We start from the raw sequence: 23,343 nt of genomic DNA, 5'->3' as shown, positions 1-23,343 counted from the left end.
CCGCCGTCCCCCTGCGTCGACACGGGGCATGTCAGCGGTCCGCCGAAGGCCGCAGCACATGGCCGCAGTTGGACCGTCGCGCCCGCTGCCGCGCCGGGGCCAGGCTCGCCCAGCGGGCGTGCCGGTCCGCGTAGTGCGGGCTCAGCGGGTGCCCGGACTGGCCGGCCGGCAGCTCGGCGGTGACGAGGGCGTCCACCGTGGCCACGACCCGGCCGGCCGCGCCGAATCCCGGCACGGCGGTACGCACGCTGTGCAGCATCCCGGCTTGTGAGCGCGGCCGGATGCCGAGGACGGCGTCCGCCCACGGCACGAGAGCGCCGAGCGGATGCCGCAGGCCCACCCGGTTCAAGTGGCCCCATTTGCGGGGGCGTTCACGTACCGCCGCCGCGACGCACTCGGCGATGAAGGCGTCGGCGTCGGTGGTCCCGGCGGGCAGCAGCGCACAGTCGCGGGCGTGGAGGATCGCGAGCAGCGGGCGGTCGAGATCGCGGAACGGGAAGCGGAACGCGGGTTCGTACTCGCGGCACACCGCGACGTACGGCGCGAGGACACGCCGGGCCAGGACATTGCGCAGCCGTACGAGGACACCGAAGGCGCGGGACTCGGTCGCGGCGGTGCCGTCCCACTCCGCCAGCAGGGACCGGGTGGGGTCGCCCGGCGGCAGCGCGGCCACCGCGAGGTCCCGGTAGGGCAGATAGAGGTCGGCGGCGATGTCGTGCTGGAGCGCGCGCATGCCGGCCGCGTGGTGCCGCCGGGCCGCGCCGAGGACGTCGCGGATGCGGCGGGCCCGGTGGCCCGGGTCGAGGTCGAGGCCGATCCGGAACTCGTCCTCGGGCAGGGCCGCGTCGTTGGCGGAGACGAGGACGCGGTCGGCGGGGTCCACGGACCGGGGGCGTTCGGGTCCGGTGAGGTGGCCGTCGGCGGGTTCGGTGCGCGGGGTACCGGCCGGACGGCGGGGCAGCAGACCGGTCGCCAGATGTGCCATCCGCTCCCGGTCGGCGACCAGGACGTTGAGGGCGACACCGTGTGCGCCGTCGAGGACCGCGACGGCCTCGTCGACGTCGTGGGCGTGGGCGAGGCGGTGGAATCGCAGGTCCGCGGTGCGGGGGTCGTGCCCCGTCCAGCGAACGGCGATCTTCTCGCCGCACAGCGAGGTCCGCGAGACCGGCATCGTGCCGTCCGTCGTGATCTCCACGGTGACCGGCGCGCCGCCACGGACGCGGATCTGTTCCGTCCTGGTGCGCAGCGAGTCCGTACCGGCGGGGACGAGGTCGAGCACATCGGCGGTGAGGTTGGTGACCCCCCAGACGATCCGCCCGTTGGTGCCGGTCAGGGCGACCGGAAGGCCGGGGCTCGCCAGTCCGCGCAGCCGGGTGCCGGGCCACGCGAGGTCGATCTCGTACAGGACGTTGGGCACACCGAACGCCAGGTGCAGATCGCAGGCGAGCAACGGCTCGTCACCCGTGGCGATCCAGCAGTTGGAGCCCGGCACGGCGCCGTCGAGGGCGACGAGGTCGGCGGACCCCTCCTCGCCGCGATGGCGCGCCAGGCCGGCGGGCGGGGACGTGGCGCCGCCGGGCAGGAGGAAATCGGCGACGGGTCCGGGCAGCGCGCGGCGCATGACCGACTCCGCCCGCTTGGCCTCCTCGTTCCATGACAGCGAGTGGGACAGCACGAGCGCGGTGAGCACGCTGTCCGCCACCCGCCACGGCTTCGGCCGGTAGGACAGGAACCGGCACTCGAACGGGGTCTCGCGTTCGAAAGCGGCGTTGACCCCTTCGGCGAACGCGGTCAGCAGCTCCCGCTCCGGTGCGGCCAGCCGCTCGGCGGCGGCTTCGGCCGCGGCGGCGAGCTGGAGGTGGCGGTACGCGGTGTCCAACGGCACGGCGGTACGTCCCCATACCTCCGCGACCCTGCCCCTTCCGGTGCGGCGTACGAGGTCCATCTGGAAGCCCCGGTCACGCCCCATGGTGTAGCCGAGCGCGCGGACCGCGTCGTGGTAGCTCCCCGCCGTGATCCGGGTGACGCCGTCGCCGCCGCACTCGGCGCGTACCGGCGCGGTCAGCGTGGGCACCTCGATGTCGCCGGGGCAGCGTGGCGCCGACTCCCGCAGGGCCCGCACCATCCGTCGCTCAACTGCGACCCGGCCACAGTTGCGGTGCGCATAGCCGGCGATCCCGGCCGCGCCCGCGAGCAGTACGGCCGCCGACAGCCACGGCCACGCGAGCGCGGCACCCGCGAGCAGTACGGTGGCCGCGCCCGCGCCGCTCACCGCCCGGACCGTGGGCAGCAGCAACAGGCGGCGCAGGCGCGGACGGTGCGCCGGGCACGTCGTCACGAGGTCTCCAGGAGGGCCGAGGCGGTGGTCCGTACGGCGGTCGTGATCGCGGTGAGCAGTTCGGTGGCCAGCTCCATCGACGTCGTCGCGGGCTTGTGGCGCAGCTCGAACAGCAGCTCGCCGCCGGTCGGTGCGACGCCGAGGACGAAGTCGCAGGCGGTGGCCACGACTTGGGCACCGAGCACGTCGCGTTCGGACCGGTACGGCGCGAACACGAGGCCGTCGTCGAGAGTCACGGTGGCGGTCTCCTGCTGGGCGACGAGCATCGCCTCGAACACGGGGCCCGTATCAGGGTCCGGGTGCCGGTCGCGGGTCTCGGCGAGCACGTCCTCGAAGGGCAGCTCCTGGTTCTCGAACGCGGCGACGCAGACCTCGCGGGCCTGCCGGCTGATCGCGACCGGGTCGGTGTCGCCCAGGCGCATGCGCAGCACGACGGTGTTGGCGACGAGCCCCACCACCTCGTCCAGACCCGGCTCGACGCGGTTGGCGAGCATGGTGGCGACACGGATGTCGTCCTGGCCGCTCCACGCCCGCAGGGTCGCCGCGTACGCGCCGAGCACGAGCATGAATTCGGTCATGCCGCGCTTACGCGCCGCTTCGCGGACCGCGCGTGTGTCGTCGGCCGACAGTGTCACCCTGGTCGTCCTCGACCTCAGCCGTTGCGCGAACGACGCCGTGCCCAGCTCGGCGAAGCGGCTGCCGGGGGTGTCGGCGAGCGCGGGCCACGGCGGGGTGAGCTGCCCGATCCAGTACTCCCGCTGCCGTGCCGCCTCTCCGGTGGTCAGCCACGCGGCCCGGTCCTCGGCGAGCCAGCCGCTGCCGCGCGGGATTGGCCGGGGCGCGGGTGCGCCGTCGACGGCGATCTCGCGGTAGATCCGGCCGGCGTCGGACAGCAGCAGCGTCAACGACCCGCCGTCACACACGATGTGATGGATGTTGAGGAAGATCACGTGCTGGTCGGTGGCGAGCCGGTACACGACGACGCGCATGAGCGGCGCTTGGTCGAGCGGCAGCGCCTCCCGCGCGGCGGCGGCCATCAACTGCTCGCACCGGCGGGCCGGTTGCTCGTGGGCCGAGAGGTCCTTGACGTCGACGCGGACCGCGACGTGCGGTTCGACCACCTGGACGGGTTCGTCGCCCACGGTCTCGAACCGGGTGCGCAGCGCCTCGTGCCGGGCCGCCAGCTCGGCGAAGGTCCGCTCCAGGACGGTGAGGTCGAGCGGGCCGTCTGCGCGCAGTGCGCCCGCCATGCCGAACAGGCCGATGCCGGGGAGCCGGCCGGCGATGTCCCACATCTGGCGTTGCGCGCGGGACAGCGGGTGGCGGGCCGCCGTCCCGGACGTGTCCGGGACGGGAGCAGGAGCCTGTGCCTGTGCCTGCGTCTGCGCGGCGGGGGAGCGCAGCGCGTTCGCCAGACCCGCGATCGTGGGCCGTGACATGAAGGTGCGCATCGACAGGGCGCCGTGGCGGGCCCGGAGGCGGCTGACGACCTGCATGGCGGTGAGCGAGTCGCCGCCCGCGTCGAAGAACGGTGTCGCGGCGTCGATGTCCGTGGTGCCCAGAACCTCGGCCCACACCTCGCGGACGCTCTCCTCGAGCGGTGCGTCGGCCGGCTCCGCAACAGGCGCCGGGGCTGGAACCGGAGCCTCCGCCGTCGTGCTCCCCGTAGCCACGGACCCCTCGGACCCTTCGGACGCCAGTAGCCGGGCCAGGTCGGCCATGCCGGGCAGCGGGGTGTCCCGCAACGACCGCCCGGCGTCCTCCACGATCGCGGCGAGCGCCGCGCGGTGCACCTGCGCCGCCAGGGCCATCGTGCTCCGCGGCAGCGCCCCGGCGTCGTACTCCATCAGCAGCCGCAGCTCATGGGTGCGGACGTCGACGGTGAAGGCGGAGCTGTAGGCGTAGTGGGTGGACTCCAACTCCTGTGCGTCCAGCAGCTCCAGGCCGCCGGCGCCGACCATCCGGCGGGTGTTGTGGTAGTCCGTGAAGTTGAAGCCGGAGTCGAACAGCGGTGCCGCGCCGTGTCCGGCCTGGATCGCCGCGTACGGGTACCAGCGGTGCCGCATCATCTCCTGTTCCTCCTCGTGCACCCGCACCGCGAGGTCCGCCCACGACCGCTCGCCCAGGGCCACCCGCAGGGGCAACTGGTTGAGGAACAGCCCGAGTACGCGGTCGGCGTCGGAGTCCTCAGGGCGGCACGCGAACACCATGCTGGTGGCGACGTCGTCGGAGCCGGTCAGCCAGGACATCACCCGCAGATGCGCGGCGCACAGCAGCGCCTTCACCGGCACGCCCAGTCGGGCGGCGACGGCCCGCAGGCCGTCCAGTCGGCCCGTGAGGTCCACATGGAACTGCCGCATCACGGGCTCGCCCGACCGCTCGGGGGCGACCAGGCGCGCCGGGCCCGAGGTGCGCCCGGCCCAGAACGTCCGCCTGTCCTCCTCGGCGAGCGCCGCCCGCTCCAGCGCCACGTAATCGCCGAAGGTGGTTCGCGGGCTCGGCCTCGGCGTCGCCGTACCCGTGTCGAGCAGTTCGCGGTAGCGGGCGTGCAGGTCCTCGAAGAACAGGTTCACCGACCAGCCGTCGAGGATGGCGTGGTGGTGGGTGAATATCAACTGGTATTCGGTCGTTGACGTGTTGAGCGCCACGAGCCGGAACGGGCCGGGCCGGGACAGGTCGAAGTCCTCGGCGGTCTCGCGCGCCACCACCTGCTTGATCCGTGCTTCCCGGGCCTCGGTGTCGAGGCCGGTCAGGTCCTCGAATGTGAAGGGCACCGTGACAGCGGTGTGCACCCGCTGCACCGGGCCGCACTCGTTGGCGAGGTCGAAGCTGGTGCGCAGCACCGGGTGGGCGTCCGTGACGGCCTGAGCGGCGGTACGGAACGCGACCGGGTCCAGCACGCCGCGTACCCGGTAGCTGAGCATGATGTGGTAGACGCGGGCGTCGGGCGCCATCTCCTGGTGGTACATCATCCCGGACTGGAGGGCGGTCATCGGGTAGGCGTCCACGACGTCCGGCGGGAGGACGACGCCCGCCGGGAGCCCCGCGAACGGCGCGCGGACGGCGCGCCCGGCCCCGACCTCGCTCGCGCGGGGCGCGAGGGCGGCGACCGTGGGTGCGGCGTACACGTCCCGTACGGTCAGGCCCAGGCCGCGGTCCTTGGCGAGACTCACCAGGCGGATCGCGCGCATGGAGTCTCCGCCGGCGTCGAAGAAGTCGGTGCCGGTGTGTGCGGTGGGGTCCGCGAGCACGTCACGGAACACCTCGAGGAGCAGGGCGTCGCGCCGGCCTGACGGCGCGTCACCGCGCGCGGCAGGTGCTTTCCCAACTGCCGTGTCCCTGGGGGCTGTGGCGGCGACCACGGCCGCGCGGTCGAGCTTTCCGTTGTTGGTCAGCGGCAGTTCGGCGACCACCGCGAGGGTGCGCGGCACCATGTAGCGGGGCAGCGTCGAGCGCACCGCCGCCAGCAGGTTCTCCGGCTCGGGCGTGGCACCGGCCTCGGCGACGACGACGGCCACCAGGTGCGCGCCGCTGCTGTCCGTCGTGACGGCCGCACCGGCCGCGGCGACGCCCGGCCGTGCGGAGAGCGCCGCCTCGATCTCGGCCAGCTCCACCCGGAAGCCGTTGACCTGCACCTGCTGGTCGCGGCGGCCGAGGTAGGCCAGGGTGGTGCCGTTGCGCCGGGCGAGGTCGCCGGAGCGGTACATACGGGCACCCGGCACCTGGCTGAAGGGGTCCGGAAGGAAGCGGAGCGCGGTTTCCCGGGGCCGGCCGAGGTAGCCGTCGCTGACCTGTGGGCCGCCGACGTAGATCTCGCCGACGCAGCGGTCGGTGACCGGGGTGCCGTCGTCGTGCAGCACGTGCAGCGCGGTACCGGGCAGCGGGGTGCCGATGTCGGACTCGGCGGTACGGGTGTCCTCGGGCCGCAGCCGGCGCCATGAGGCGTGCACGGTCGTCTCGGTGATGCCGTACATGTTGACGAGCTGGGTCCGTCCGCCGATCTCGTCGTACCAGCGCTCGACCAGCCGGCGGTCCAGTGCCTCGCCCGCGAACAGCACGTACCGGATGTGCTCCGTGGCGTCGGGGCGCGCGGCGAGCGCGGGCAGCATCACGGTCAGCGCGGACGGGGTCTGGCTGAGCACGGTCACCCGCTCGCGGGCGCACAGTTCGGCGAACTCCTCCGGCTCCCAGGTGGTCAGCCGGTCCACCACGACGAGCTTGCCGCCGTGCACGAGGCAGCCGAACATCTCGTACATGGACACGTCGAACGAGCAGGCGTGGAAGAGGGTCCACACGTCGTCGGGGCCGAGGCCGTAGCCGTCTGCGGTCGCGTCGAGCAGGCTCAGTACGTTGTGGTGGGTGACGCGTACGCCCTTGGGCCGGCCGGTGGAGCCGGACGTGTAGATCACATAGGCGGCGGCGTGCGCGGGCACGTGGGCGAGCGGCGCCCTGTCCGGGCCGTGCGCCAGCTCGGCGAGAGTGGCCCGCTCCCCCGGCACCGTGTCGTCCTCGGTGATGGTGAGCCGGGCGCCGGAGTCGGTGAGGATGTCGCTCACGCGCGCCGTAGGCCAGGACTCGTGCAGCACCAGGCTCGCCCCGCCCGAGGCCATCACACCGATGACGGCGACGACGAGATCGAGGCCGCGGGGCAGGGAGACGGCCACGACGTCCCCGGCGCCGATCCCACGGGCGCGCAGGGCCCCCGCGGTCGCCTCGATCCGCGCCCACAACTCCGCGTAGGACAGGGCACCTTCGGGCGCGGTGACGGCGACCGCCGCCGGGCGGGTACGTGCCATCGCCGCCAGCCGCCCGGTCAGCGACTCGTCGGCGCGCGGAATCCGGTCGGGCGCGGCGATCGCGCCGGGGGCGGGCACCCCGAACGCTCCGGTGGCGAGCGCCGTGACCGGGGCGGCCGGGTCGGCGCCGGCGGCCGTCAGCACGGCCAGGACGGTGCCCGCGACGGCCTCGACGTCCTGGCCGGTCACCGCCCGGTGGTCGGCCTCGACGTACAGGGCGAGCGTGTCGCCCTCGTCGCGGAGCAGGAAGTTCAGGTCGTACTTCGCGCCGGTCTGCGCCACCTCGACGTGTTCGATCGCCAGCCCCGGGAATTCGGGCGCGGGCAGGGTGGCCCCGAGGTCGGTGACGATGACGTTGAACGCCGCGCGGGCGGCGGCGACGTCCTCGGGCACGGGCGCGTGGCGTACGGCGCCGAGGACCGCCGAACGGGTCCGGCGCACCAGCTCGGTGAAGGGGGCGGGGCCGGCGTCGAGCCGCAGCGGCACCATGTCGAGCAGCAGGCCGACGACCCGTTCCAGGCCGGTGCGGTCGCGGCGGGAGACCGGCATGCCCACCACCAGGTCCTGGCGCCCGGTGTAGCGGGACAGCGCGACCGCGACGGCGGTGGAGACCACGGTGAAGACGCTCGCGCGTGTCTGCTCGGCGATCCGCCGCACGGCGGCGGTGGTGTCGGCGGGCATGACCACGCGGTGGGCGTGGCCGCGCTCGCCGTCCGCGCCGTCGAGCGGCGGGGGCAGCGCGAGCGCGCCGAGCGAGGCGTCGTCGAACCGCTCCTGCCAGTACCGGCGGGCCCCGGCGAGATCGGCGTGGGCGATCCGCTCGGCCTCCCAGCGGGCGTAGTCGACCACGGGCACGGCGGCGCCGAGGGGCGGCGGCGGCTGCCCGGTGACCCGGCTGCCGTAGCAGCGCGCCAGATCGTCCAGGAGCGGGCCGAACGACGAACCGTCGGCGATCACATGGTGCAGTACGAAGAAGAAGACGTGGTCCTGCGGCGCGAGCCGGAACAGCCGCATCAGCACCGGCGGGGCCGTGTCCAGGGACAGCGGCAGATCGGTGAGGCGCGCGCACTCGGCCAGGCAGGCGTCCAGGTCGGCCATCTCGCCCTGCGTCAGCGGGGGTTCGACCGAGGGCAGGATCCGCTGCCGGGGCTCGCCGTCCGTCACCGGGAAGACGGTGCGCAGCGACGGGTGCCGCTCGTGCAGATCCCGCAGCGCCGTGACGAACGCGTCCCGGTCGAGCGGACCGCGCATGCGCAGCGCCCCGCACAGGTTGTAGGTGCCGTCGTCGGCGAAGTACGAGGTGGCCCAGAGCGAGCGCTGGGCGGCGGTCAGCGGCCCGGTGTCCCCTTCGGCGGTCGCGGGCGCGGGCGGCGGCGGCCAGGTCAGTCCGGAGCGCCGGCCGACCAGGCCAACGAGGTCGGCGCGGTGCCGCTTCATCTCCGTCAGCAGCTCGGGCGGCAGCTCCTCGCCCCGGCCCCGGTAGCGGAGCCGTCCGTCGGTCAGGGTCAGGGCCACGCCGAGATCGTCCAGGCGGCGCAGCACCTCCAGCGCGCTCACAGCTCTCCCTCGAAAACCGGTACGGCGGCGCTGTCGGCCCGCAGGCGGTCCAGCTCCTCGGCGACCTCCTCGACCGTGCCCAGCTCGAAGAAGTCCTCCAGCGCCAGTTCGACGCCGGTCACCTCGGAGAGCCGGTAGAGCACCTGCACGGCCAGCATCGAGTGGCCGCCCAGCTCGAAGAAGTCCTGGTCGACCGCCACCGTGTCCAGCTCCAGCAGTTCACGCCAGACCTCGGCGACCTGATCCTGTGTCGACACCTTCATCACCGCCTTCACCGCCTTCACCACCTTCATCACCTCTCGCCGAAAGTCGGTACCGCGTCGGGGTCGGCCGCGCCGGCGCGCAGCACACCGGCCAGCGCCCGCGCCCAGGCCGCGACGGTCGCGTTGTCGAACGTCTCCGGCCAGAACAGGACCTCCAGGCGCAGTTGGTCGCCCTCGCCGGAGACGTCGATCATCAGGTCCAGGTCCATCACGGGGTCCGCCAGCTCGCGCGGCACGGCCCGCAGGTCCCCGAGCCGCGTCGCGGTCCGCCACGCGCCCTGGTGGGTGACCTTGACCTGGAACAGCGGGAACCGCCCCGCCCGGCGCGGCGGGTTCACCGCCGCGACGATCTTGTGGAACGGGAGCCGGTCGTGTTCCTGGGCGCCGAGCACCTGGCGCCGGGTCAGGTCGAGCAGGTCACCGAAGGACGGTGCGGCGCCGGGCGCGAGCCGTACGGGCAGTTGGTTGACGAACGTGCCGAGCAGTTCCTCGCTGCCGGGCCACGAGCGGTTCACCGAGTCGATGCCGAGCACCAGGTCGGTGGTCGCGGTCACATCCCGCAGTACGGCGTACGAGGCGGCGAGCACCGCCATGAACGGGGTGGCGCCACGGGCGCGGGCCGTCGCGGCGAGGGTCTTGGTCTCCTCGGCCGTGAGCAGGGTGACCACGTGATCGGTCACGAAGGCCGGGCGGGCCGGCCGGGGCCGGTCGAGCGGCAGGTCGATCGCGCCCGGTGTACCGGCCAACTGCTCCGTCCAGTACCGGGTGCACTCCTCGGCGTCCGGGCCCGCCAGCCATGCCCGTTCGGCGGCCACGTAGTGGGAGAACGAGGTGCGGGGCGGCGTCACCTCGGTGTCGCCGGCCAGCGCCTTTTCGTAGTGCTCGGCGATGTCGCGTTTGAGCACTTCCAGGGACCAGCCGTCGGCGACCAGGTGGTGCAGGGCGAGGGTGAGCACGTGGTGCTCGTCGCCGACCCGCTCCAACCGGGCCTTGGCGAGCGGCGGTTCGGGGATACGGGCCGAGATCCCGAACTCGCCGGAGGTGCCTGTCTCCAGGGTGATCTCGGCGGTGGGCCGTACGACGGCCTTCGGGACGCCGCGCTCCTGGGTGAAGACGGTGCGCAGCGGCTCGTGCCGGGCGACGACCGCCGCCAGCGCGTGCCGCAGCGCGTCCTCGCGCAGGGGGCCGTACAGGTCGAGCGAGAGGATCAGCAGATTGGGCGCCTTGCGGCGGTGCAGTTGTTCGAAGAACCACAGCCGCTCCTGCCCGGACGACAAGGCGCCCAGCGTGCGCGGTTCCTCCGGGGTGGCCACCGGTTCCGCGGCCTCGATCGCGGCGAGGAGACCTCGCGGCGTCGGCCGGGACAAGAACGCCCGCAGGGACGTGCCCTGCGCGCCGAACCGGGTACGGGCGGCGGCGACCAGGGTCATCGCGAGCAGCGAGTCGCCGCCCGCGGTGAAGAAGTCGTCGTCCGGGCCGATGACGCTCACGCCAAGGGTCTCGGTGACCAGGGCGCGCACCGCGTCGAGGTCGGCGGCCGGGGCGGCGGCCGGGGCGGTGGCCACGGCGGGAGCCGTGGGCGTGTCCTCGGCCGTGGGCGTGTCCTCGGCGCACAGGGCCTCCAGGGCCCGGTGGTCGGTCTTTCCCGAGGTGTTGACGGGCAGTCGGTCGAGCACGGTCACCTCGTGCGGGACGAGGTAGTGCGGGGCGTCGGCGCGTACGGCGGCGGCCACGTCGGCCGGCCGGTCGAGGGTCACGAACGCCCGCAGCCTGCCGCCGGTGAACACGCAGGCGGCCGAGCGGACTTGGGGCACCCGCAGCAACTCGGCCTCGACGTCGCCCAGTTCGACCCGGTGACCGCGGATCTTGACCTGGCGGTCGCGGCGGCCGTGGAAGTCGATGGTCCCGTCGGGGGCGCGGCTCACCCGGTCCGCCGTGCGGTAGAGCCGGGCGCCGGGCGTGCCGGACAGGGCGTCGGGGACGAAGGTGAGGGCGGTACGCACGGGGTCGCCGATATAGCCCCGGCCGACGCCGGTGCCGCCGACCAGCAGTTCGCCCTCGGTGCCGGCCGCGACCTCGCGGCCCCGCGCGTCCACCACGTACAGGCGGGTGTTGATGATCTCGCGGCCGATGGAGGGCCAGGGCCGCCCGGCGCTCTCGGCGGCGGTCACCACGTGGTGGGTGACGTCGTCGGAGCACTCGGTCGGGCCGTAGGCGTTGACGATCGGGATGTCCGGGCAGTGCTCGTACCAGCGTGTGGCGACCGCGCCGGGCAGCGCCTCCCCGGTGGCGACGAGGTAGCGCAGCGACGACAGGCCGGCCCGCAGGTCGTCGTCGAGCTGCGCGGTGAGCACGGCGAGGAAGGACGGGACGATCTCCAGCACGCTCACCCGGTGCCGGCGGACCCACGCCACGAGTTCCGCGGGCTCGGAGATGTTGCGGGTGGATGCCACGGCGGTGCGGGCACCGGTGGCGAGCGCGGTGAGGGTCTGCCACACGGAGATGTCGAAGGACAGCGGGGCGGTGAGGCCGATGACGTCGGCGGGTCCCAGTCCCAGGTCCGCGATCTTGGCCGCCATGTGGTTGTCCATGCCGACGTCGGCGACCATCGCGCCCTTGGGTGTGCCGGTGGACCCGGACGTGAAGATCACATACGCGAGGCCGTCGCGCGGCCGGTCCGGCACCGCGTCCGCAACCGCGTCCGCGTCCGCAACCGGCTCCGGCCTCCCCGGCTCCTGAGCGGCGACGAGCACGCTCGGCGCCGGGTCGAGACCGGCCACCACCCGGGCGGCGAACTCCTGGTGCCCCGGCTCGACGAGCAGGGCCCGTACATCGGCGTCGGCGCACATCCGGCGGGCGCGCCGCTCCGGCACGCCCGGCTCCACCGGCAGGAAGGCCGCCTCGGCGAGCAGCACACCGAGCACCATGGCGACGTAGCCGGGGCCCCGGTCCGCGACCAGTGCCACCACGGTCTCCCGGCCGACGCCGGCCGCCCGCAGCTCCGCGGCGTGACGGCGGGCCAGCGCGTCCAGTTCCGCGTACCCGTGGGTGACGTCGTCGGAGACGACGGCGGGCGCGTCGGGGTGCTCCCGCCGGTACGCGGCGAATCGGGCCAGCAGGGGGCTCACGATCGGTTCGGGTTCGGGCATGTCAGGTCCTCTCCACCAGGTCGCTCACGGGAAGCAGTTCGGCCAGTGACGCGGCACCGGACACCGCGTCGGCACCCGCCAGCGCGCGCACCGTGGCGCGCATACGACGGGCCAGCTCCGCCACACCCGCCGCGTCGAACCGGGCGGCCTGGTAGCGGTAGGCCACCTCGTAACCGCCGTCCCGCTCCTCGATGTCGACCAGCAGCGGGTAGGGGGCGACCGCGGTGTCCAGGTCGGTCGTCCGCACGTCGAGACCGGTCAGTTCGACGGGCCGGGAGGGCGGCTGCATCACGAGCATCACGTCGAACGGCGATCCGTCCCCGTCGAGGGCCGGGGTGAGCAGCGGCGCCAGCTCCTGGAAGGGCACGTTCGCGGACCGGTAGGCCCGCAGCGCACCGGCCCGGACGGCGGCCAGCGCGTCGGCCGGCGAGTCGGCCGGGGACAGGTCCACGGCCAGCACCGAGACGTTGAGCAGCGGGCCGACGACCCGCCGCCACTCGGGCCGGTCGCGCTGGGCGATCAGCGTGCCGAGCATGATCTGCTCGCGCTCGGCCGCCCCGCTGTGGGTGAGCGCGGCCAGCGCGGTCGCGAACACCATGTAGGGGGTGGTGCCGGTACGGACGGCGAGGTCGCGCACCGCCTCGGCGAGGCCGGGGTCGTAGGTGTCGGTGTGCCGGGCCGACACCTGCCCGCCCGGCACCTGCGCGCCCGGCGCGGACGGCATGGACGGCATGGACGGCACGGACGTTACGGCCCGGTCCGGCAGCGGGGACCGCCGCGCCGGGCGGCCCGCCACGTCCCGCCACAGCGCCGCCGTCTCACCCCGGTCGCGCCGCTCCCACCAGGCCCGTTCGTCCTCGCAGTAGTCCGCGAATCCGTAGCCGTCCGCCGGGGGCGTCCGCCCGTTGTAGCGGTCGGCCAGCTCGCTCAGGAACACCGACACCGACCAGCCGTCACACACAATGTGGTCGATGTTGATGAACAGGCCCCACTCCTGTTCCCCGAGCCGGGCGAGCAGCGCGCGCAGCGGCAGCTCCCGGCGCAGGTCGGCGACGACCGCCGCCTCGTCCTCCACCAGTCGGTCGAAGACCGCGTCGCCCAGCTCGGCCACCGGGCCACGCAGGTCCAGTCGGGCGAGATCGAACTCCTCGACCGGGCCTGCGGTCCAGGTCAGTTCGCCGCCCTCGGTGGCGAACCGGGCGAGCAGTACGGGGTGCGCGGCCAGGGTCGCGCGCAGCGCCGCCTCCAGCGCCTCCTCGTCCAGGTCGCCGCGCAGGCGCAGCACCCCGGGCATGTTGTACGTCGGGGAGTGCGGGTCCATCTCGCGCAGGAACCAGAAGCGGTGCTGGGCGGCGCTGGCGGGGACCGGCCGGGTCGGGTCCGAGGGGGTCCGGTCCGCCACCCTGCCGGGGGTCGCCGGATCGGCCACGCGCACGGCGGCGACGAAATCGCCCAGCCTCGGGTTGGCGAACACGGTGTCGACCACGAGGCGTACGCCGAGCAGCGCGTTGACCCGGTCGATCATGGCGAGGGCGAGCAGGGAGTGGCCGCCGAGCTGGAAGAAGCTGTCGTCCTGGCCGACCGTGTCCAGCTCCAGCAGGTCCGCCCACAGGGTCCGGACGGTGGCGGCGAGCGGGTCGTCCAGCTCGGCCGTGGCACGGGTGGCCGCCGGTGCCGTGAACGACAGCGACCGGTAGTCCACCTTGCCGTTCTTGGACCGGGGCAGCAGGCCGAGTTCGGCGATGATCGTCGGGATCATGTGCCGGGGCAGCAGATCGGCGAGTACGGCGCGGAACCGCTCGTCCTCGTCCAGGCCGAGCACTCCCGCCGGGCCGGACGGGCCGCCGGGCCGGGACACGTATCCGACGAGCGAGGCGCCCGCCGGCCCGTGGTGGACCTTCACCGCGGCCTCGACAACGCCGGGGCACCGGCGCAGCGCGGCCTCGACCTCGCCGACCTCGATCCGCTGGCCGCGGATCTTGATCTGGGTGTCGGCACGCCCCAGGAACTCCAGGTCGCCATCGGCGTTGACGCGGCCGAGATCGCCGGTGCGGTAGAGCCGCCCGCCGGGGGTGGCCGCGTACGGGTCCGGTACGAACATCTCGGCGGTCCGCCTCGGGTTGCCCCGGTAGCCGCGGCCGACCGCGCCGCCGCCGACGTGCAGCAGACCGACCACACCGGTCGGCACCGGCCGCAGGTGCTCGTCCAGGACGTGCACGGTGGTGTTGGCGAGCGGGCGGCCGACCGCCGTGGTCATCGGTGCGTCGGGGCCGGCCGCGCAGAGCCCGGCGGTGACGTCGTCGGTGCACTCCGCCGGACCGTAGGCGTTGTGGACGGGGATGCCGGGCAACTCCCGTACCCAGCGCCGCAGTACGTCGTGGGTCAGGGTCTCGCCCGTGGAGAGCATCACCCGCAGCGCGCCCGGGGTCGCGGCGAGCCCGGCGTCGAGCAGCGCCATGATGTTGGACGGCACCAGCTCCAGCATGGTCACGCCGCCGTCCACGACGGCCGTCAGCAGGCTCGCGGGCGACTGCGAGTCCGGCTCGGGCACGATCCGCACCCGGCCGCCGGTCATCAGCGGGGTCAGGAGCTGCCATACGGAGATGTCGAAGGAGACCGGGGCGGTCTGGGCCACGCAGTCGTGCTCGGTGAGCCCGAAGTGCTCGGCCAACTGCCACATGTGGTTCGTGACGCCGTAGTTGGTGGAGACGGCGGCCTTGGGGACACCGGTGGAGCCGGAGGTGTGGATGATGGTCGAGGTGGCGTGGTCGTGGCCGAGCCGTGGCGGCCGGGCGTCGGTGCCCCCCGAGACCAGCTCGGCGAGGTCGAACACCTCGCGGTCGCCGAACAGATGGCGGCCCGAGGGGCCGGCGATGATCGCGGCCGGCTCGACCGCGTCGACCATCGCCTCGGCGCGCCGGGGCGCCTCGCGGGGGCTGACGGGCACGTAGGCGCCGTCGGCCTTGTGCAGGCCCACCAGCGCCACCAGGTAGTCGGCGGACCGGTCCGCGCTCATCACGACGGTGCCGTCCGTGGCCACGCCGGCCGCCCGCAGCCGGCCGGCCACGTGGTTGGCGCGGGCGTCCAGCTCCGCGTAGGTCAGCCGGACCCGGCCGTCGTCGACGGCGACGCTGTCGGGGGCGCGGTCGACCCAACTCTCGAACGAATCGAGGTAGTTACCCGGGCGCGGCACGTCGGGGCCGGTCCCCCGGGCGACCAGCGCGGCGGCCTCGTCCTCGGTCAGCAGCGGCGGCGGGCTCGCCCCGGCACCGATCCCGGCGAGCAGCACCGGCAGGGTCCGGGCCACCAGCTCGGCCTGGTCGCGCGAGACCGTGGCCTGGTCGTACTGGAGCTGGAAGTCCAGCACGTCGGCGCGGACCGCCACGTTCAGGCCGAGGTCGGACTGTGTGGTGTGGTCGGGGACCGGGTGACCGTGCAGGGTGACGTCACCGGCCGCCAGTTCGGCGTGCTCGTCCCCGGTCACGATGCCGGCCGCGCCGGGCAGGGACGCCGTGTAGCAGGTGAACATGGCCTGGAAGATGGTGGCCGTCGCGCTGTCGCGGTCGGGGTTGACCAGGCGCACGATGTCGGACAGCGGTGTGTCCGCGTGGTCGAGCACGTCGAGGACGTCGCGGTGGGTGGCGGCGGCGAAGTCGGCGAACGGTGTCTCGGGGCGGTAGGCGGAGCGCACCGGCACCACGTTGACGAGGTAGCCGACCCATTCGGCCAGGGATCGTTCCGTACGGCCTGCGGTGGGTACGCCGACGATCAGATCCGACTGGCCCGACAGCCGGTGCAACAGCGTCTGGTAGGCGGCGAGCAGCAGGTTGTGCAGGGTCAGCCCGTGCTCGCGGGCGTACGCGGCCAGTGGGGCGCCGGGCACCTGGAAGGCCAGGGACTCGCGGGCTGTCGTGGCAGCGGGCCGACCGAGGCCCAGGTCGGGAAGGGCGAGGGTGGGCAGTTCGCCGTCGAGTCGTGCCTGCCAGAAGCCGGCGTGGTCGCGGGGTGCGGCCGGGGCGGGTACGGGGCGGGGCGCGGGGCGCTCGCCGCGCAGTTCGGCGGCCAGGTCGGCCATGACGATCGCGACGGACGACACGTCGCACACGAGGTGATGCAGCGACAGCGCGAACAGCCAGTCGGACCCCCGGCGCAGCAGGGCGGCCCGCAGCGGTGTACCGGAGCCGAGGTCGAACGGGCGGGTCGCGAAGTCGCGGTACCAGGCGGCCTCCCGCTCGGCGGTCCCGTCGCGCCCGTCGCTGACCTCGACGTCGGGGGCGGTGGTGTCGCACACCTCGGCGTGCGGGGCGCCGTCGCGCGTGGTGATCGCCACGCGCAGGCTCGGGTGGCGGGCGGCGACGGCCGCCAGGGCGGTGCGGAAGGCGTCGGGGTCGACGGTCCCGGTGACCCGGAACGCGCGGGTCACGTTGTAGTCGCCGCTGTCCGGCGCGGCACGGTGCAGGAACCACAGGGCGCGCTGGGCGGGGTTGAGGACGTAGCCGTCCGCCGGGGCGGCGGGAGCGGCCGGCGCGGTCGCGGCGGCCGTGGCGGTCGTGGCGGCCGTGGCGGTCGTGGCGGCCGTGGTCGCGGCGGCGGCCAGCTCGGCGATCGACTCCGCCCGCAGGGCCGCGGTGGGCGCCAGTTCGCTCCCGACCGCCTCCTCCAGGTGGTGGTGCAGTCGCACCGCCGTCAGCGAGTCGGCGCCGAGGGCGGCGAGTGAGGCGTCGGCCGGCGGTGGCTCGGGCAGCCCGAGCAGGGCGGCGATGTGCAGGCGCAGCGCGTCCGTCAGGGAATGGTCCGTCAGCAGGTCCGTGAGCGAGGAGGTGTGCCCGCTGTGCTCGCCGAGGGTGTCGTCCAGCAGGACGGGCAGGTCGCCGTCGAGGTGGCGGCGGCGGGCCGCGAAACGCTGGATCTTGCCGCTGGAGGTCTTGGTGAGGGTGCCGGGCGGCACGATCAGGACGGTGCGGGCGGTGACACCGTGGACCCGCGAGAGCGTGGCCCGTACCCGTACGGCGATCTCGGCGTAGCGCTCGGGCGGCGTGTGCGCGGCCACCTCCTGGCACACCACGACCGCTTCGTCGTGGTCGTGCTCGACGCCGAAGACGGCGCACCGGCCGGGCCTGACCTGCGGATGGCAGGTGCCGGCGTCGGCCTCCAGGTCCTCGGGGTAGATGTTGCGGCCACGCTGGACGATGAGGTCCTTGGCGCGGCCCACCACGAACAGTTCGTCGCCGTCGCGGAAGCCGAGGTCGCCGGTGCGCAGGAAGGTCCCGAACCGCTGCCCGCCCCAGTAGCCGGCGCCGTTGCTGCCGCTGGCGACGGCGATCTCGCCGACCTGCCCGTCGCCGAGTTCCGAGTCGAGTCCACCGTCGAGTTCCGTGCCGAGTCCGCCGTCGCCTTCACGCTCGACCACCCGTACGTCGGCGTGGTCGGGCAGTCGGTAGGCGGTCAGCTCCCGGCCGTCCTCGAAGGTCCGCGAGACGGCGGGTGCGACGGTCGTGACGAGCAGGGTCGACTCGGCGAGGCCGTAGCAGGGCAGATGCGCCTCGGACCGGAAGCCGGTGGCACGAAATGCCTCGGTGAAGGCCCGCAGGGTACGGGGGTAGACCTGGGCCGCGCCGTTGAACGCCACGCGCCAGTTGGACAGATCGAGGCCGGCCTTCTCCTCCTCGGTCACCTTGCGCACGCACAGGTCGTAGGCGAAGTTGGGGCCGCCGCTGATGTCGGCGCCCTCCTCGCTGATGGTCCGAAGCCAGCTCACCGGGCGCCGGACGAACGACAGCGGGTCGAGGATGACGCCCTTGGCACCGGTGTACAGCGGCTGGAGCATCGCCCCGATGAGACCCATGTCGTGGTGGAGGGGGAGCCAGCTCACGATCGTGGAGTCCGGGGTGACGCCGAACGACCGCTGGATGGCGGCCTCGTTGTGCATCAGCGCACCGTGGGTGACGACGACGCCGCGGGGCGTGCTGGTGGAGCCGGAGGTGTACTGGAGGAAGGCGACGTCGTCGGCGCCCGCGAGCGGCAGACCCGCGCCGTCGTCGGCGGCGGTGGGCTCGATCAGGTCGGCGAGCAGCCAGTCGTGTCCCTCGGCGAACGCGCGCAGGTCCGGGTCCTCGCCCGCGGCGGCCAACTCCCGTACGAACGACAGGGAGATGACGAGCGACACGTCGCAGTCGCGGGCCACGTTCAGCACCCGCCGCCGGGCCCCGTCGTCGGTCGGCAGCGGTACGGGCACGGCGATCACGCCTGCGGCGAGGCAGCCGAGGAAGGCGGGGGCGAACTCCGGCGCGGTCGGGAACAGCAGCAGCACGCGCGCGCCGGGCCGCACCCCCCGCTCGGCGAGGGCGCGGGCCACGGCGGTCGACCGGTCCCACAACTGCCCGTAGGTCAGGTCGACTTGTGGGCCGCCGCCGAACGGCGCGATCGAGAGCGCCGGCTTGCGCGTCGAGTCCTGCGCGTGTGCGGCGAGCCGTGCGATCAGCCCGCCCGGGACGAACCCCGTCATTGGTCTTCCTTCCATGTGAACCGGACGGTCGCCTCACTCGCGCCGAACATCAGCCGCGGGTCGAGCAGTCGGGTGCCGGCCGGGTCGATCGCGAAGTCCGTGGTGGAGTCGAGCAGTTCACGCAAGGCGATACGGATCTCCAGGCGGGCCAGCGGCGCGCCCAGGCAGTAGTGGATGCCGTGGCCGAAGGCGATGTGCGGGTTGTGGGCGCGCTCGATGTCGAAGACATGCGCCTGTTCGAAGACCCGCGGGTCGCGATTGGCCGCCGCGATCCACACCGACACCGACTGCCCGGCGGGGATCTCGTGTCCGCCGATCACGACGTCCTTCAGGGTCTTGCGTTCCACCCGGGTGGTCTCGGAGCGGTAGCGCATGACCTCGTCGATGGCCGAGTCGAGGAGTTCGGGCCGGGCCCGCAGCTCGGCGACCGCCTCCGGGTGCCGCCCGAAGACGATCATCGCGTTCACGAGGGTGATGGTGGCGGCCTGCCCGGTGGACATCAGCAGCGCGACGAGGCCGGCTATCTCGTCGTCGCCCAGGCGCTCGCCGTCGATCTCGGCCGCGACGAGCTTGCTGATCAGGTCGTCGGTGGGAGCGGCGCGCCGCCTGGCGATGAACCGGTGCAGATACGCCTCGGCGACCTGGGTCAGCCTGAGCACCGTCTGAAGGCCGTTGCCCTGGGCGCTCGGGTCGGCCAGCCCCAGGAGGTTGCCGGACCACTCCTGGAACAGCCGCTGCCCCTTGTCGGGGATGCCGAGCATCCGGGCGATGGCCGTGGCGACCACCGGGGAGGCGAACTCCCGTACGTAGTCCACCTCTTCCCGGCCGCGCAGCTCCGCGAGGAAGGTCCGGACGGTCTCGAGGATCATCGGTTCGAGCCCCGCGACCCAGCGCGGGGTGAACGCCTGGCTCACCAGGCCCCGCAGATTGCGGTGCCGGGGCGGGTCCATCCACGTGAGGTTGCCCGTGCGGTACAGCCGCATCGGCGAGTCGTCGGGCACCGGGCGCACCACGGCGTTGGAGAAGGCGCCGTGGTGGGCCAGCACCTCCTTGACCTCCGGGTAGCCGAAGACGTGCCAGCCCCCGGACCCCGGGGCCCGGGTGACCGGATCGCGAGCGCGCAGCCAGTCGGTCAGCGCGGCCTCGTCGGCGGGCGGCGGTGTCCACACGCTCGTCGTCACGCTCATGCTCCCTCGGTTGCTACCGGTGTGAGGTGTCGGGCGACCCAGTCGTCCGCGTAGACCGTGTCGGCGTACGGCGTACCGCTGTCGGCGCACAGGAACGCCACCACCGGCTCGGGGCCGGCGCCCGTGTGTCCGTCGAAGTGACGGGTGATCGCGGTGTAGACGCAGCCGGTGGAACCGCCCGCGTAGATCCCGTGGTCGCGCAGCAGGGCCCGGCAGCCGGCCACCTCGTCCCGCTCGGACAGCACGACCACTTTTCGGATCCAGGCGTCGTCGATGAGCGGCGGACGGATGCTGGAGCCGATGCCCGGTATGCGTCGGCGGGCCGGCGGGGCGCCGAAGATCGCCGAGCCCTCGACGTCGACGGCGACCACGGCGGCCTGCGGATGTTCCTCGCCGATCCGGCGGGAGAGCCCGTTGATCGTCGCGCCGGTGCCGACCCCCACGAAGAGGTAGTCGATACGGCCGATGTCCTCGAGCAGTTCGCGCGCGGTCAACTCGTAGTGGCCGCGCGCCCCGTCCGGATTGGCGTACTGGTCCGGCCAGTACACGTCGGACAGTTCCGCGCGCAGCTCGGCGACCCGCGCGAGCCGGCTCAGCAGATAGCCGCCGGTGCCGTCCGGCTCGGTGGCCTTCTCCACCCGCGCGCACAGCCGCCGCAGCGTCCGCTCGGTGGACGCGTTCACGTTCGGGTCCAGCACCGGTACGAACGGCACGTCCAGCTCGTTCAGGAACGAGGCGAGGGCGAGGGCGAAGTTGCCGGAGGACGACTCGACCACCGTGGTGGCCCGGGTGATCTCGCCGCGCCGTATCGCCTCACGCAGGATCCAGATCGCGGCCCGGTCCTTCGCGCTCCCCGTCCGGTTCTCCAGCTCCATCTTGGCGTAGAGCCGGATGCCCGGGTGGGGCAGCCGCACGACCGGGGTCCTGGGCAGGTCGCCCAGGAGTGCGCCGGCCCGGTCGAGCAGTTCCCCGTCGGTACGTCCTCGGTCAACGTGCGCAAACACGGAAACCCATGTCGTAGCAGGAGTAGTCGGGCAGGTTGTAGATCCGCACCCACGCCAGGCAGCCACGGGGGTCGCAGTTGTTGTAGAACGAGCCGCCGCGGATCACGCCGAGCGCGACCGAGCCCGCCTTCGTCTTCAGGACACGGCCGGGCTTGTTCTCGTCGTACGGGTAGTGGTGGAAGGCGCTGGAGGTGATCTCCCAGACGTTGCCCGTGAGGTCCTGGTGGCCGTAGGGGCCGACGTTCTTCGGATAGGCGTCGACGGGGGTGGTGTCGGCGACGTTCATGGTGTGGTTGCACAGCTCGGCGGTGGGCTCCTCCTCGCCCCACGCGTAGGGGCGGGCGTCGGTGCCGCGTGTCGCCTTCTCCCACTCGGCCTCGGTGGGCAGCCGGGTACCGGACCACTCGCAGTAGGCGCGGATGTCGAAGGAGCTGACGTGGGTGACCGGGTGGCGGTCCTTGCCCTCCAGGGTGGAGTCCGCACCGTGCGGGGTGCGCCACGTCGCGCCGTCGATCTCCTTCCACAGATAGTCCTGGTCGGGGATGACGACGCTGGGGTCGCCGATCCACACCCAGCTCTTGCCCTTCTTCTCCGCGCTGGTCACATGGCCGGTCGCCGCGACGAAGCGGCCGAACTCCGCGACGGTGACGGGGTACTTGGCCATCCGGAACTCGGCCACGTCGACCTGGTGCCGGGGCGCGGCGGCCCGCGGCTTGCCGTCCGGTCGCAGCTCGTCGGCGCCCATGGTGAAGGGGCCACCGGGGACGGTGATCCAGTAGTCCGCGGGAATCTCCTCGGTGGGCGTCACTTCGGCCAACACCTCAGTCACGGTTTCTCCTTGGTCGTTGTGGTTGCGGCCGGCTCGGGCCGGCCGTCGAGGTAGTAGCGCCATACGGTTGCCAGCGGCGCGCTGCCGCAGCGCAGCAGCCGGTCATGGAACGGCTTCAGGTCGGCAGCCGAATCACGGACACCGGCCAGCTCGCGCCACCGCCGGAAGTGCAGTTTGCCGAGCGTGTACATGGCACCGGCCGGGTAGGCGGCGACGGCCAGCACCTCGCGGCCGGCCCGCTCGGGCGACCACGCGCACAGCGTGGCGGCCTCGGCGGCGGCGGCGCCGAACTTGCTCCGTCCGCTGTGGACGGAGAGGAACACCAGCAGGCGTGCGGCGGCCTCCAGCGCATGGCGCAGGGCGGCGACCTCGACGAGCGGACGGCCCTCGGCGAGGCCGCGCTCGATCGCCAGTTCCTCGGTGTAGTGGGCCCATCCCTCGCTGGTGCCGGGGAACCACGGCATACATCTGCGGATCACGCCGGCGTGCTCGGGTGTGGCCTCGTGGTGCAGGTAGTGGCCGGGGACGGCCTCGTGGACGGCGATCATTTCGAGCATCGGCTCGTTGAGGTAGTCCCGCAGCGCGGCGGGGTCCGCCGGCTCGGGGACGTGCAGCACGTGCGGCTGCGGCACCGTCTCGAGCGCTCCGGCGTGGTCGAAGACGACGGCCGCCGAGGTCGACGCGTCGCGGGCGGGCCGGATGTCGAGCCCGTAGCGGCTGGTGAGGGTGACGACGTCCTGCTCGGCCCAGAACTCCCGCAGCCGCCCGATGATTTCCGACAGTGCGGTGACCACCGACCCGGCCGGTGGCCGGGCGCTCAGCAGTTCGTACGTCTGCGGCCTGCCGCGTGTGCCCAGTCGCGCGGCGAGCGCGTCGAGGCGGGCCACCAGATCCCGTATCTCGGCCTCGGTCCGCTCGAGCAGTTCGTCCACCGGTGTGTCGATCCCCTCGGCCGCCTCGAGGTAGCCGGCGAGCAGTTCGGGACCGAGGACCGCACGGGCCGGCCGGGTGGCCGTGACCGCGTCCGCGAAGCCCGCGAACGCCGCGCTCGCCGAGCCGGCCAGTTCCGGCAGAGAACTGTCGGCGAGATCCGGCCGCACCGCGACGAGTTGCGCGACGACCTTCGGTACGGAGGCCGCGCGGGCCCTGGCGTTCTCGATGCCGCTGACGCGCTCGCCCGCCGGCAGCGAGCCGCCGAACGTCTTCGCCGTGGCGGCGAGGAAGTCCGGGAGCTGCGCGAGGTGCCGCGACAGAGCCGCGACGCGCTCGTCCAGCGGCGCGTACTCGCTGCGCAGATAGACGTTCACGTCGGTCTCGGCGAGCCACAGGTCGGGCCCGCGGTGCGGCCGGCCGCGCTCGGCGATGCGGAACCGCTCGTCGGTGAGCACCCGCATCGCCGTGCCGAGATCCGCCCGCACCTCGGGGTCGGCGCCCTCGGGCAGGGCGTCGAGCCGGGTACGGACCGCGGTCAGCAGACGGTCCACGTCGGACACGGAGTCGGGCGAGACCTCGGGCAGTCGGGCGTCGAATTCGTGACAGCCCGCCCGCCTGCCCACCTGCGGATATCGCGCGAAAACATGGTCGACCACGGCGGATACGGAAATCGAGGCAGCAGACGTCATTTCACTTTTCTCGGCAGAGCGCGAGCCGGCGGCCCGCGGGAAACGAACGCGGAATTTCCGTTCGCGCCATGCGCGAAGGAGTTACCCGAAGCG

Annotated in this window: 9 protein-coding genes; all 9 read right to left on the bottom strand. The window is 73.5% G+C overall.

The window, feature by feature from the left end; all coding sequences use genetic code 11:
• Positions 1–31 precede the first annotated feature (31 nt).
• From OG329_RS25745 to OG329_RS25705, 9 genes are read right to left on the bottom strand one after another with little or no spacing between them, the layout of a single operon-like run.
• A complete protein-coding gene (locus OG329_RS25745) occupies positions 32–2,338 on the bottom strand; it encodes a penicillin acylase family protein (protein WP_405798440.1) in 2,307 nt (768 codons plus the stop codon).
• Entirely contained in the window at positions 2,335–8,691 is a 6,357-nt protein-coding gene (locus OG329_RS25740; RefSeq protein ID WP_405798438.1) for an amino acid adenylation domain-containing protein, read from the bottom strand. The genes OG329_RS25745 and OG329_RS25740 overlap by 4 nt, the downstream gene beginning before the upstream one ends.
• Positions 8,688–8,984 (bottom strand): phosphopantetheine-binding protein, encoded by a 297-nt coding sequence (locus OG329_RS25735; protein WP_405798437.1) that lies wholly within the window; start codon positions 8,982–8,984, stop codon positions 8,688–8,690. Before OG329_RS25735 ends, OG329_RS25740 begins: the two co-directional genes overlap by 4 nt.
• A complete protein-coding gene (locus tag OG329_RS25730) occupies positions 8,984–12,103 on the bottom strand; it encodes an amino acid adenylation domain-containing protein (RefSeq protein WP_405798436.1) in 3,120 nt (1,039 codons plus the stop codon). Before OG329_RS25730 ends, OG329_RS25735 begins: the two co-directional genes overlap by 1 nt.
• Position 12,104: 1 nt before the next feature.
• Positions 12,105–18,608: an amino acid adenylation domain-containing protein gene (locus tag OG329_RS25725; RefSeq protein ID WP_405798434.1), complete on the bottom strand. Its 6,504-nt coding sequence runs from the start codon at positions 18,606–18,608 to the stop codon at positions 12,105–12,107.
• Positions 18,605–19,789 (bottom strand): cytochrome P450, encoded by a 1,185-nt coding sequence (locus OG329_RS25720; RefSeq protein ID WP_405798433.1) that lies wholly within the window; start codon positions 19,787–19,789, stop codon positions 18,605–18,607. Before OG329_RS25720 ends, OG329_RS25725 begins: the two co-directional genes overlap by 4 nt.
• Before the next feature lie 2 nt (positions 19,790–19,791).
• Positions 19,792–20,799 carry a pyridoxal-phosphate dependent enzyme gene (locus OG329_RS25715; RefSeq protein WP_405798432.1) on the bottom strand — a complete coding sequence of 336 codons (1,008 nt, stop codon included), beginning with the start codon at positions 20,797–20,799 and terminating at the stop codon, positions 19,792–19,794.
• The gene (locus OG329_RS25710) at positions 20,783–21,628 is read right to left on the bottom strand and encodes a formylglycine-generating enzyme family protein (protein WP_405798430.1); all 846 of its coding nucleotides are present in this window, start codon (positions 21,626–21,628) and stop codon (positions 20,783–20,785) included. The genes OG329_RS25715 and OG329_RS25710 overlap by 17 nt, the downstream gene beginning before the upstream one ends.
• Entirely contained in the window at positions 21,625–23,250 is a 1,626-nt protein-coding gene (locus OG329_RS25705; RefSeq protein ID WP_405798429.1) for a DUF885 family protein, read from the bottom strand. The genes OG329_RS25710 and OG329_RS25705 overlap by 4 nt, the downstream gene beginning before the upstream one ends.
• Between the last annotated feature and the right edge of the window lie 93 nt (positions 23,251–23,343).

Origin of the sequence: Streptomyces sp. NBC_01506 (assembly GCF_045040295.1) — a bacterium.
In the GTDB taxonomy this organism is placed as follows: Bacteria; Actinomycetota; Actinomycetes; order Streptomycetales; family Streptomycetaceae; genus Streptomyces.
The sequence above is the reverse complement of the archived record's forward strand: the minus strand, read 5'-3'. Positions and strand labels throughout refer to the sequence as shown.